Raw genomic sequence first — 11,006 nt, forward strand, 5'->3', positions numbered from 1 at the left:
ATTCACCGCCAGGCCGACCGAGCGGGTCGGCACGTCGATGATCATGTCCACGCCCTGGTCGTACCATTGCCGCGCGATGTTGGCGCCGACATCGGGCTTGTTCTGGTGATCGGCGAAGATCACCTCGACAGTGAAGCCCTTGTTGCCGAATTCCTGCACCGCCTGGCGCGTGCATTCCACGCCATAGGGGCCGGAGATGTCGCGATAGGTGCCCGACTGGTCGTTCAGCACGCCAATGCGGATGGTATTGGCCGCCTGGGCGCGGGTGAGGCGCGGCAGGCTGGGCAACAGGGCCGTGCCAACGACGGACGCGGCAAGCAGGCTACGACGGCTGGTGGTCATGAAACCTTCCTCTCGCAGTCTCAGCCGCGGACCAGAGGACAGCCGCCTTCGGCGATCGGCCGGAAGGCCTCCTCCGCCGGCGTGGTCTGCAGCAGTTTCAGGTAATCCCAGGGGGCCTTGCTCTCCGCCCGCGCCTTCACCTCGAAGAGGAAGGAGGGGTGGATCTTGCGGCCATCCTCGCGGATCCGGCCGGGGCCGAAGCAATCGTCGTCGCAGGGCATCGCCTTCATGCGGTTGACCAGCTCCGTCCCGCTGGCCCGCGCGGCGGGCACGCCCATATCGGCCACCGCCTTCAGCGCATGCAGCGTGGCCGAGTAGTTCCCGGCATGGATGCAGTTCGGATAGACATTCGCCAGCCGCGGCTTCACCCGGTTGAGGAAGGCGCGGCTGCGGTCGTTCAGGGCCCAGTAGAAGCTTTCGGTCAGCACCAGCCCGGCGCCCTGGTCCAGCCCGATGGAATGGACGTCGGTGATGAAGAGCAGCATGCAGGCCAGCTTCACGCCCCGCCGCGTGACGCCGAATTCCGCCGCCTGCTTCACGCAATTGATGGTGTCCAGCCCGGCATTGGCGAGGCCGATCACCTTCGGCCGCGCCGCCGTCGCCTGCACCAGGAAGCTGCTGAAATCCGTGGTGCCCGGGAAGGGCGTGCGCACGGAGCCCAGCACCCGCCCGCCGCTGGCCCGCACCAGGGCGGAGGTGTCGCGTTCCAGCGCGTGGCCGAAGGCGTAGTCGGCGGTGATGCAGAACCAGCTATCGCCGCCCGCCGTCACCATGGCGGCGCCGGTGGACTTCGCCAGCAGGTAGGTGTCGTAGGCCCAGTGCACCGAATTCGGGCTGCAATGCGCCCCGGTGAGATCGGCGGTGGCGGAGCCGACCTGCAGCACCGCCTTGTTCTTCTCCCGCGCCACCTGCTGCACGGCGAGGCCGACCGAGCTGGTCGGCACGTCGGCGATCAGGTCGATGCCCTGGTCATACCATTGCCGGGCGAGGCTGACGCCGAGATCGGGGCGATTCTGGTGATCGGCCTCGATCACCTCGACATTGAAGCCCTGGGACGCGAATTCCGCGACCGCCTGGCGGACGCAGATGACCGAGGTGGGGCCGGTATTGTCCCGGTAGGTGCCGGACATGTCGGTCAGCACGCCGATCCGGTAGGTGTTGGCCGCCTGCGCGCGCGCGCGGCGCCGCAGGCTCGGCGCCAATGCCGTCACGGCCCCTGCGGCCAGCAGGCCGCGTCGCATCAGTGTCATCTCGAAGCATCCCCCTGTCGTCGGGGGCCGGTGCTTGCTGCCCGGCCCTTCCATCCTCAGCTCCGCGCCTCAGCTCCGCACGAACGCGCAGCCTCCCTCGCTCAACGGCCGGAAGGCCTCCTCCGCCGGGGTAGTCTGCAGCAGCTTGTAGTAGTCCCACTCGCCCCGGCTCTCCTCCGGCGACTTCACCTGGAAGAGGTAGGCAGGGTGGAGCTTGCGGCCATCCTCGCGGAGCCGGCCCGGGCCGAAGCAGTCATCGTCGCAGGGCATGGCCTTCATCCGCGCCACCGTCTCCGCGCCGCTCGCCTTGGCCGCGGTCACGCCCATCTCGGCGGCCACCTTCAGGTAGTGCAGCACCGCGGCGTAGCCGCCGGCATGGTTCATGCAGAGCGGCACGCTGATATTGGGCCGCATCTTGGCCGCGAAGCGGCGGGTGCGGTCGTTCAGATCCCAGTAGAAGGTCTCCGTGCAGATCAGCCCCTGCGCCGTCTGCAGCCCGATGGCGTGGACATCCGGCAGGAACATCAGCATGGAGGCAAGACGGATGCCGCGCCGCAGCAGTCCGAATTCCGCCGCCTGCTTGACGCAGTTCACCGTGTCGGTGCCGGCATTGGCCAGGCCGATCACCTTCGGCTTCGCCGCCGCCGCCTGCAACAGGAAGCTGCTGACATCCGTGGTGCCCGGAAAGGGCGCGCGGACCTGGCCGAGCACCTTGCCGCCCTGCGCCTTCACGAAATTCGCCGTGTCGCGTTCCAGCGCATGGCCGAAGGCGTAGTCGGCGGTGAGGAAGTACCAGCTGTCGCCGCCCGCCTTCACCGTGGCGCCGCCGGTGGAGCGCGCCAGCATCCAGGTGTCGTAGGTCCAGTGCACGGTGTTCGGCGTGCACTTGCTGCCGGTGAGGTCGGAGGTGGCGGAGGAGGTGTTCAGGAAGACCTTGTTCTTCTCCCGCACCACGTCATTCGCCGCCAGCGCCACGGAGGAGGCGCCGCCATCCACCACGCAATCCACGCCGTCGCGGTCGATCCAGGCGCGGGTGATGTTGGAGCCGACATCGGGCTTGTTCTGGTTGTCGGCGAAGACGACCTCGACATTCATGCCGCGGGCGTTGAACTCCGCCGCCGCCTGGCGGATGCAGGCCAGCTCGGTCGGGCCGGTCACGTCGCGGTAGGTGTTGGAGAAGTCGCACAGCAGCGCCACCTTGATGGTGTTGGCCGCCTGCGCCCTGGCCCGCCGCCGGGTCCAGCCGCCGAGCACCGGCGCCGCGGCCGCGCCGGCGAGCAGCCCCCTCCTGTCGATCATCGTCATTCCTGGTCCCTCCGGCGTCGCCGCGTCTGCGCGCGACCGGCGCTTCATGTCAGACGCCCAGATATTCGTGCAGCCGGCCCATGGAGGCGGCAAGCTCGGCATTCGCCACCATGTCCACCACCCGGCCATGCTCCATCACGTAGTGGCGGTCCGCGACGGTCTGGGCGAAGCGGAAATTCTGCTCCACCAGCAGCACGGTGAAGCCGCGCGCCTTCAGCTCCCGGATGGTACGGCCGATCTGCTGCACGATGACCGGCGCAAGGCCCTCCGAGGGCTCGTCGAGCAGCAGCAGCTTGGCGCCGGTGCGGAGGATGCGGGCGATGGCCAGCATCTGCTGCTCGCCGCCCGAGAGCTTGGTGCCCTGGCTGTTCGCCCGTTCCTTCAGGTTGGGGAAGAGCTGATAGATCGTCGGGATGTCGAGGCCGCCCGGCTGCACCACCGGCGGCAGCAGCAGGTTCTCCGTCACGTTCAGGCTGGCGAAGATGCCGCGCTCCTCCGGGCAATAGGCGATGCCGGAGCGCGCGATCCTGTCGGAGCGGTCGCTGATCGTCTCCCGCCCCTGGAAGCGGATGCTGCCGGCGCGGCGGCCGACCAGGCCCATGATGGCGCGGAGCGTCGTGGTCTTGCCCGCGCCGTTGCGGCCGAGCAGGGTCACCACCTCGCCCTCGCGGATGTCCAGCGAGACGCCGTGCAGGATGTGGCTCTCGCCATACCAGGCCTCGAGCCCGTTGACGGTCAGCAGCGCATCGCTGCTGACGGCGGGGCGCGCCATGGTCAGGGTCTCAGCCATGGACGGGCACTCCCTCGGTCACGGTATGGGCCTCGGAGCCCAGATAGGCGGCGATGACATCCGGGTTGCGCGCCACCTCGGCATAGTCGCCTTCCGCCAGCACGCTGCCGCGCGCCAGCACGGTGATGCGGTCGCAGAGGCCGGAGACGACCTTGAGGTTGTGCTCCACCAGCAGCACCGTGCGGCCCGCCGAGACGCGCCGCACCAGCGCGACGATGCGGTCCACATCCTCATGCGTCATACCCGCCGTCGGCTCGTCCAGCAGCAGCATGACGGGGTCGAGGGCGAGGGTCGTCGCGATCTCCAGCGCCCGCTTGCGGCCATAGGGCAGTTCGCCCGCCGTCAGCCCGGCATAGGTGGTGAGGCCGACATCCTCGAGCAGCGCCATCGCCCGCTCGTCATACTTCCGCAGCAGGGAATCGGAGCGCCAGAAATCGAAGCTGCCGCCGCGGTCCCGCTGCAGCGCCACGCGCACATTCTCCAGCACCGTGAGATGCGGGAAGACCGCCGAGATCTGGAAGCTGCGCACCAGCCCGAGCCGCGCGACCTCGGCCGGCTTCATCCCGGTGATGTCGCGGCCGTCGTAGCGGATGCTGCCGCGCGTCGGCTGGAGGAATTTGGTGAGAAGGTTGAAGCAGGTGGTCTTGCCGGCGCCGTTCGGCCCGATCAGGCCATGGATGCTGCCGCGGCGGATCTTGAGGCTCACATCGCTGACCGCGACGAAGCCCCGGAACTCCTTGGTCAGACCTTCGGTTTCCAGGATGGTGTCTTGCACCCCGACGCTACTCCCCCGCTGAAGCCGGCCTGAATGGCCATGTATTTCAGCAAGGTATGGCCGGGTTATCGGCGGGATGCAAGGGTGCCCGCGGTGAATTCCACGCTTTTTGTGCGGTGGATAGCAGCCGCCGGGTTGCAGCACGCGAACCTCCGCAACGCGGGCGTGCGCACCCTGCGATGCCCGCCGGACAGCTCCGCCATCACCGGGCCAGCATGACACGGTCGCGCGAGGCGAGGCCGCCCGCCTCGCCCGGCGCCGGCAGGGCACCGCCCTGCCGGGCCCGGCGCTGCCTCAGCGCAGCCCGTCCCTGCCCTCGATCTCCGCGACGGTCAGCCCGCCGATGCGCGGCAGCGGCCGCCCGCCCGTGGTCAGCGCCAGGCAGAGCAGGATCTCGCCGGCGCGCGGCGCATCCGTCACGCGCGCCTCGATCGCGTCGAAATGGCTGCGCACGAAGGCGGCATCCTTGTGCCCCAGCGGCACGTCCACCGGCGTGCCGGGCCCGCCGGATTTCTTGGCGGAGGGGATCAGCGCCGGGCCCTTCCCCAGCGCCGCCCGCACCGGCGCCCCCATCTTCGGGTGCAGCAGCGCAGCGGCGTGCTCCAGCTCCCCCGCCTCCCCCACCACCGCGGCCTTGCCGAAGCTCTGCACCTGCTCGCCCGGGATGCCGAGAGCGGCGATGGCGCGCGCCGCCAGCAGCCCGCCCAGCTCCTCGCCCTGGGCGACGAGCTCGGAGAGGTCCTCCACATAGCGGCCGGCGAAGGGGTTCTCGATGACGGCGCAGGCGATGGCGCGGCGGATCGGCGGGATGTCCCGGCCCATCTCGCGCCGCGTCTCGTCCAGGATGGTCACCAGCTTGCGGATGACGGCAGGCATTCGGGCTCTCCCTTCTTCAGCCGGCGCCGGCCAGCCGGGTCAGCCGCGCGCCATGGCCGATCACGGCGCCGATGGAGCCGGCATTGCGGCGGTCGGTCAGCGCCTTGAAGGCGGCCAGCGGCCGGCCCTCCCGGACGCTGGCGAAGGCGTCGCCGATGGCGATGGCGAAATGCAGCATGATGCTGGCATCGCGGTAGCAATCGGTGGTGCAGGCCTGGCAGCCATCCCGCACCATGTCCTTCGCGGTGAAGTCCCACAGCGAGGCGAGCGGCTTGTCCCAGTCCTCGCAGCGCCAGAGGTCGTAATTCCAGTCTAGGTAGAAATACTTGTAGCCGGCATGGCAGATGAAGCGCTCGCCCTGGCCGGTCAGCCGGCGGCGCATGTCGGCCAGGCCGGCGCGCGGGTTGTGGACGGGGATGATCTCCCGCGCGCCCTCCGCCGCATCGAAGGCCGCCAGGATCTCGGCCGGGGTCATGTCCACCAGCTCGCTATCCTCCGACCAGACCAGGGAGGAGGAGCCGAGCGCCGCCTTGCGCGGATAGGAGAAGGTGATGGCGGAAAAGCCGAGCGACTTCACGAAGCGCGCCAGCGCCGCGTAATCCGTGACGAGTCGCGTCATCGCGACCGAGGCGATGACGGTGACGCCGCGCGCCGTCAGCTTCGCATTCGCCTCGCGGATCCGCTCGCAGACGCCGCGCAGCCCGCGGTTCTTCTCATGCACCTCGGCGGTCGGCGCATCGATGGAGATGAACAGGGTGGTGATGCCGGCATCGGCCAGCGCGTCCACCTTGGGCGGCAGCAGCCAGCCATTGGTCACCATGGTGGGCTGCACGCCCATCTCGGTCGCCGTCCGCACCATCTCGACGATGTTCTTGTGCAGCAGCGGCTCGCCGCCCATGAAGGTGACGAAGCGCACCCCCGCCTCCCGCTTCAGCCGCGCCAGCCCCTCGGCGAAGCGGCTGGCATCCAGGCTGCGGCGGTCGGTGACGAAGCCCTTGTCATGCGCGAAATTGCAGAAATCGCAGGTCGCGTTGCAGAGGTTGGTGACGGAGACGTTGCAGATGGCCGGGCCGCCCTTCGGCACCAGCCGCAGCAGATCCATCGCGCCCGCGAAACTCGCCATGACTTGTCCCCTGAAGATCCCGGCCCCCGGAACATCCCCGGGCCCGGCGGCGATGCCGGGCGGCCAGGGCATGCGGTCAAGACAAAAAGCTACAGCGGCGTCCGGGCAGCGGGCTGGTCGGCTGTCGCTGTAGCCCGGATTTCCGCCCTTTGCCAAGCCAGAAGCCCCGGCAGGCTCAGCACCACCTCCCGCGCCCGGCGGGTGAGGGCCACGGCCAGGGCGGCGCCCGGCGGCACCCCGACCAGGGCGGCGGCGCCGATGATGGCGCCCTCCTGCACCGCCAGCGCCCCGGGCAGCATGAAGCCGGCATTGCGCAGCGCCTGGGCCAGGCTCTCGATCACCAGCGCCTCCGCCAAGGTGACGTCGTGCCCCATGAGCCAGAGCAGCCCGGCCACCTCCACCGCGCCCAGCACCCAGGCCAGGCTGTGCCAGAGGCAGGCGGTCACCAGCCGTGGCCAATCCGCGTGCAGGGCGAGGATCGCCGCCTGGAAGTCGCGGATCGCCCCGGGCTGGATCGCCGGCCAGCGCCGGGCGAGGCGGGCGAGGCCGCGTTCCAGCAGGGTCAGCGGCAGGCGGCGCTGCAGCAGCACCATGGCGGCGGCGCCGCCCAGGGCGATGCCGAAGCCGGCCAGGGCGAAGCGCAACAGCCCCTCCCCCTCCCCACCCCCCAGCAGCAGGGCGACGCCGGCCAGGGTGAAGAAGAGCTGGGAGACGGCCTCCAGCGTCAGGTCCACGGTCGCCGTCGCCCCCGCCCGGTCGCCGGCAATGCCCCGTCGCGCCAATAGCCGCGCCGCCGCCGCCTGGCCCACCAGGGCGCCGGCCGGCAGCAGCGCATTGGCCGATTCGCGGAACCAGCGCAGCCGCGCCATGGCCGGGATGGGCGGCCGCTCCGCCGGCGGCAGCAGGGACCGCCAGGCGAGCGCCGTGATGACGATTTGCGGGATGTGCACGCCGAGCGAGAGGGCGATGCCGAAGGGTGCCTCCGCCAGCATGCGCCGCAGCGCCGGCAGATCGTCGTGATTCAGGGCGAGCGCCGCCAGCAGCACCAGTGCGCCCAGCAGCAGCCCGTTGCGGATGCCGCGCCGCCACCAGGGGGCACGGGCGATGGGGCTCACAGCCTCCGTGGCCAAGATCTGTCCTTCTCCGCTGCGATGCGTTCGGCGCCGTGCGCCTTCCCGCGGCCGGGGCTCAGTGCCCGAGCACCTCCGGCACCCGCTCCGCCGGCGGCGTGTTCCGGCTGCGGAAGCAGCGCATGGCGCCGTCGATCATCACCCCGCCGATGCCGGGAATGTCGCCCAGCTCGATGCTCTGCAACAGGTCGCGCCCCGCCGTATGCTGCGCCCGGTCGAGGAAGACCAGATCCGCCGCCCGCCCCGCCTCGATCAGCCCGGCATCGAGGTTGCGGATGCGCGCGGTGTTGCCGGTGGCCAGCGCGATGGCCTGCGCCGCCGGGATGCCGCCGAGCGAGGAGAGCAGCGAGATCAGCCGCAGGATGCCGAGCGGCTGCACCCCGCTGCCGGCGGGGCTGTCCGTGCCCAGGATGACGCGGTGAAGCTGCTTCAGGTCGCGCGCCGCCTGCACCGCCGCGATCGCCACCCGCTCATTGCCGTTGTGGACGATCTCGATGGCGCGGCTGCTGCGCTCGCACAGCTCGCAGACATGGCCCTCCGGCAGCGAGGTATGCCCGCCATTGATATGGCCGATGATGTCGGCATCCGCCTCCAGCACCGTGTCCTTGTCGATATAGCCGCTGCCGGGCACCGAAGGGCCGCCGGTGTGGATGGTGCTCTGGATGCCGTGCTTGCGGGCCCAGGCCACCATCTCCCGCGCCTCGTAGCCCGCCTTGACCGAGCCGAGGCCGATCTCGCCGAGCAGCGAGACGCCGGCCGCGGCCAGTTCGGCGAAGTCGCTCTCCACCATGCCCTTCTCCAGCACCGGCGCGCCGGCCAGCACCTTCACCCCGGCGGGGCGCAGGTTGAAGAAGCTGCGCTGGGCGAAGATGGCATGCGCCTTCAGCCCGGTGATGTCGCGCGGCCGCCCCGGCGAATGCACCTCGCCGGCCGAGACCATGGTGGTGACGCCGCCATTCAGGAAGCTCTCGACCCAGCCGATCTGGTTCTGCCGCGGCGTCCAGTCGCCCACCACCGGATGCACATGGCTGTCCACCAGCCCGGGCGAGACGGCGCAGCCATGCGCGTCGATCTCCCCGGTGAAGGGCCCGCGATCCTTGAGCTCCGCGGCGCGGCCGATGGCGGCGATCCTGCCGTCCTCGATGAGGATGGCATCCGCCGCCAGCACCGGCTGGGCCAGGTCGCCGGAGAGCAGCAGGCCGATATTGCGCACCAGGGTGCGGCCCTTCGCCGGGCCCGTTGCCGCCTCCAACGCCATCGCTCGTCTCCTTCTCGCCACCAGCCTAGCCCAGCCCGGATCATAAGCCTAGAAATGGCGAATGAGCGACGGGGACCCGAGCGAGTACGAGTTGGAGGCGCAGGTGGGGCATCTGCTCCGCCGCGCCTATCAGCGGCATCTCTCGCTGTTCCAGGGCATCATGGGGGAGGATGGGCCGACCTCCATGCAATTCGCCGCCCTCGTCACCCTGGCGCAGCGCGGCCCGCTCTCGCAGAACCTGCTCGGCCGCATGCTGGCGATGGACCCGCCGACGGTGAAGGGCGTCGTTGCCCGGCTGATGGCGCGCGGCCTGGTGGTGCGGCAGAAGGACCCCACCGACGCAAGGCTGCTGCTGGTGGCGCTGACGCCGGCGGCGGAGGCGGCGCTGCCCGGCTGGGTCGCCAAGGCCCGCGCCATCACCGCCGCCACCCTGGCGCCGCTCTCCGCCGCGGATGCGGCGCGGCTGGCCCGGCTGTTGCGGAACCTCACCTGATTTCGGTTGAGCCGGAACGGGTCGCTGGGTAAGCTCGTTATCCTGCAAACGACCGGCAGGAACCATGGGCGGCTACCGCACACCCGCAAGCCTCGCTGAAGCCCTTTCCCTGCTGGCCGCCGCGCCGGAGCCGCCGCTGCTGCTCGCCGGGGGGACGGACATCTACCCCGCCCGGGCCATGGCGGAGGCCTGGGGCCGCCACGTGAAGCGGCCGGTGCTGGACCTCTCCGGGCTCGGCCTGGCCGGCATCGAGGATTGCGGCGACCACCACCGCATCGGCGCCGGGACAAGCTGGGCCACGCTGCGCGACGCCCCCCTGCCCCGCTGGTTCGACGGGCTGCGCCAGGCGGCGCGACAGGTGGGCGGGGTGCAGGTGCAGGCGCGCGGCACCGTGCTCGGCAATCTCTGCAACGCCTCCCCCGCCGCGGATGGCGTGCCGCCGCTGCTGGCCCTGGACGCCCGGGTGGAGCTGGCCAGCCTGCGCGGCAGCCGCCGCCTGCCGCTCACGGCCTTCATCCTCGGCAACCGCCGCACCGCCCTGGCGCCGGATGAGATCGCCACCGCGGTGCTGGTGCCGAAACCAGCGGGCGAGATGCGCAGCGCTTTCCTCAAGCTCGGCGCGCGCGCCTACCTCGTCATCTCCATCGTCATGGTCGCCGGGCTGCTGCAGATCGAGGCGGGCCGCATCGCCGCCGCCCGCCTCGCCATCGGCGCCTGCTCGCCCGTGGCGCAGCGCCTGCCGACGCTGGAGGCGGCGCTGATCGGCGCCCGGCCGGAGGAGGCCGCCGCCCTGGTCGCGCCCGACCACCTCGCCCCGCTCTCTCCGATCGACGATGTCCGCGCCACGGCGGAATACCGCCGCCACACCGCCCTGGTGCTGCTGCGGCGGCTGCTGGCCGGCTTCGCCACGCCGCAGGCGCTGGCGGCATGAGCGCGCCGCCCTTCGCCCTCACCGTCAACGGCGCCGCCCGCGCCGTGGTGGCGCCGCCGGACCAGCGTCTCACCGCCGTGCTGCGGGACGAACTCGGCCTCACCGGCACCAAGGTGGGCTGCGATGCGGGGGATTGCGGCGCCTGCACCGTGCTGCTCGCCGGCGCGCCCGCCTGCGCCTGCCTCGTCCCCCTCGCCCAGGCCGCCGGCCAGGCGGTGGAGACGGTGGAGGGGCTGGCCGCCGATCCCTGGGGCACCGCGCTGCAGCGCGCCTTCCTGGCGCATGGCGCGGCGCAATGCGGCATCTGCACCCCCGGCATGCTGATGGCCGCCCTGCCGCTGCTGCGGACCACGCCGCAGCCGGACGAGGCGGCGGCCATGGATGCCATCGGCGGCGTGCTCTGCCGCTGCACCGGCTACCGCAAGATCCTGGAGGCGATCCAGGGCGCGCATCTCTTCCTTGAGGCCGACTCGGCAACCCCCGCCGGCGCGGTGGGCGAGCGCCTGCCGCGCGTCGATGGCCCGGACCGCGTCACCGGCACCGCCCTCTATGGCGCGGATGCGGCGCCGGCCGATGCGCTCTGGCTGAAGCCGATCCGCAGCCCGCACGCCCATGCCCGCTTCACCCTCGGCGATTGCGCCCCGCTGCTGGCCCGCCATCCCGGGCTGGCGCGGGTGCTGACCGCGGCGGATGTCCCAGGCCGCAACGGCTTCGGCGTCTATCCGGACATCAA

At 71.2% G+C, this 11,006-nt stretch carries 12 protein-coding genes; 3 read left to right on the top strand and 9 right to left on the bottom strand.

Annotation, left to right across the window (positions count from 1 at the left end; genetic code table 11):
• The 9 genes from NJ376_RS06025 to NJ376_RS06065 form a co-directional block, all read right to left on the bottom strand.
• Positions 1–342 (bottom strand): ABC transporter substrate-binding protein (locus NJ376_RS06025; RefSeq protein WP_252952333.1); only part of this gene is annotated, 342 nt, incomplete at its 3' end.
• Between the two features lie 20 nt (positions 343–362).
• On the bottom strand, positions 363–1,592 hold the full coding sequence (locus NJ376_RS06030; RefSeq protein WP_252952334.1) for an ABC transporter substrate-binding protein: 1,230 nt from the start codon (positions 1,590–1,592) through the stop codon (positions 363–365).
• Positions 1,593–1,661: 69 nt separating this feature from the next.
• A complete protein-coding gene (locus tag NJ376_RS06035; protein WP_252952335.1) occupies positions 1,662–2,897 on the bottom strand; it encodes an ABC transporter substrate-binding protein in 1,236 nt (411 codons plus the stop codon).
• 49 nt (positions 2,898–2,946) lie between these two features.
• On the bottom strand, positions 2,947–3,687 hold the full coding sequence (locus NJ376_RS06040; protein WP_456309025.1) for an ABC transporter ATP-binding protein: 741 nt from the start codon (positions 3,685–3,687) through the stop codon (positions 2,947–2,949).
• Positions 3,680–4,462 carry an ABC transporter ATP-binding protein gene (locus NJ376_RS06045; protein WP_252952336.1) on the bottom strand — a complete coding sequence of 261 codons (783 nt, stop codon included), beginning with the start codon at positions 4,460–4,462 and terminating at the stop codon, positions 3,680–3,682. Before NJ376_RS06045 ends, NJ376_RS06040 begins: the two co-directional genes overlap by 8 nt.
• Before the next feature lie 294 nt (positions 4,463–4,756).
• Positions 4,757–5,338 carry an amino acid synthesis family protein gene (locus NJ376_RS06050; RefSeq protein WP_252952337.1) on the bottom strand — a complete coding sequence of 194 codons (582 nt, stop codon included), beginning with the start codon at positions 5,336–5,338 and terminating at the stop codon, positions 4,757–4,759.
• Between the two features lie 16 nt (positions 5,339–5,354).
• Positions 5,355–6,461, bottom strand: a complete 1,107-nt coding sequence (locus tag NJ376_RS06055; RefSeq protein ID WP_252952338.1) for a radical SAM protein — start codon at positions 6,459–6,461, stop codon at positions 5,355–5,357.
• Positions 6,462–6,550: 89 nt separating this feature from the next.
• Positions 6,551–7,591, bottom strand: a complete 1,041-nt coding sequence (locus NJ376_RS06060; protein WP_252952339.1) for a lysylphosphatidylglycerol synthase domain-containing protein — start codon at positions 7,589–7,591, stop codon at positions 6,551–6,553.
• 58 nt (positions 7,592–7,649) lie between these two features.
• Positions 7,650–8,849, bottom strand: a complete 1,200-nt coding sequence (locus tag NJ376_RS06065; RefSeq protein WP_252952340.1) for an amidohydrolase family protein — start codon at positions 8,847–8,849, stop codon at positions 7,650–7,652.
• A 61-nt stretch (positions 8,850–8,910) separates the two neighbouring features.
• On the opposite strand from NJ376_RS06065, the gene NJ376_RS06070 reads away from it, so the two are divergent.
• The 3 genes from NJ376_RS06070 to NJ376_RS06080 all read left to right on the top strand — a co-directional run.
• Entirely contained in the window at positions 8,911–9,342 is a 432-nt protein-coding gene (locus tag NJ376_RS06070; protein WP_252952341.1) for a MarR family winged helix-turn-helix transcriptional regulator, read from the top strand.
• Between the two features lie 64 nt (positions 9,343–9,406).
• Positions 9,407–10,273 carry an FAD binding domain-containing protein gene (locus NJ376_RS06075; RefSeq protein WP_252952342.1) on the top strand — a complete coding sequence of 289 codons (867 nt, stop codon included), beginning with the start codon at positions 9,407–9,409 and terminating at the stop codon, positions 10,271–10,273.
• On the top strand, positions 10,270–11,006 hold a 737-nt coding region (locus tag NJ376_RS06080; protein WP_252952343.1), incomplete at its 3' end, for a (2Fe-2S)-binding protein. The genes NJ376_RS06075 and NJ376_RS06080, both read left to right, overlap by 4 nt.

The organism is Siccirubricoccus soli, from assembly GCF_024178315.1.
Taxonomy (GTDB): domain Bacteria; phylum Pseudomonadota; class Alphaproteobacteria; order Acetobacterales; family Acetobacteraceae; genus Siccirubricoccus; species Siccirubricoccus soli.

Coding starts and splice junctions, on each gene's coding strand:
- NJ376_RS06030 (WP_252952334.1), bottom strand. CDS start 1,592: ATGACACTGATGCGACGCGGCCTGCTGGCCGCAGGGGCCGTGACGGCA.
- NJ376_RS06035 (WP_252952335.1), bottom strand. CDS start 2,897: ATGACGATGATCGACAGGAGGGGGCTGCTCGCCGGCGCGGCCGCGGCG.
- NJ376_RS06040 (WP_456309025.1), bottom strand. CDS start 3,687: ATGGCTGAGACCCTGACCATGGCGCGCCCCGCCGTCAGCAGCGATGCG.
- NJ376_RS06050 (WP_252952337.1), bottom strand. CDS start 5,338: ATGCCTGCCGTCATCCGCAAGCTGGTGACCATCCTGGACGAGACGCGG.
- NJ376_RS06055 (WP_252952338.1), bottom strand. CDS start 6,461: ATGGCGAGTTTCGCGGGCGCGATGGATCTGCTGCGGCTGGTGCCGAAG.
- NJ376_RS06065 (WP_252952340.1), bottom strand. CDS start 8,849: ATGGCGTTGGAGGCGGCAACGGGCCCGGCGAAGGGCCGCACCCTGGTG.
- NJ376_RS06070 (WP_252952341.1), top strand. CDS start 8,911: ATGAGCGACGGGGACCCGAGCGAGTACGAGTTGGAGGCGCAGGTGGGG.
- NJ376_RS06075 (WP_252952342.1), top strand. CDS start 9,407: ATGGGCGGCTACCGCACACCCGCAAGCCTCGCTGAAGCCCTTTCCCTG.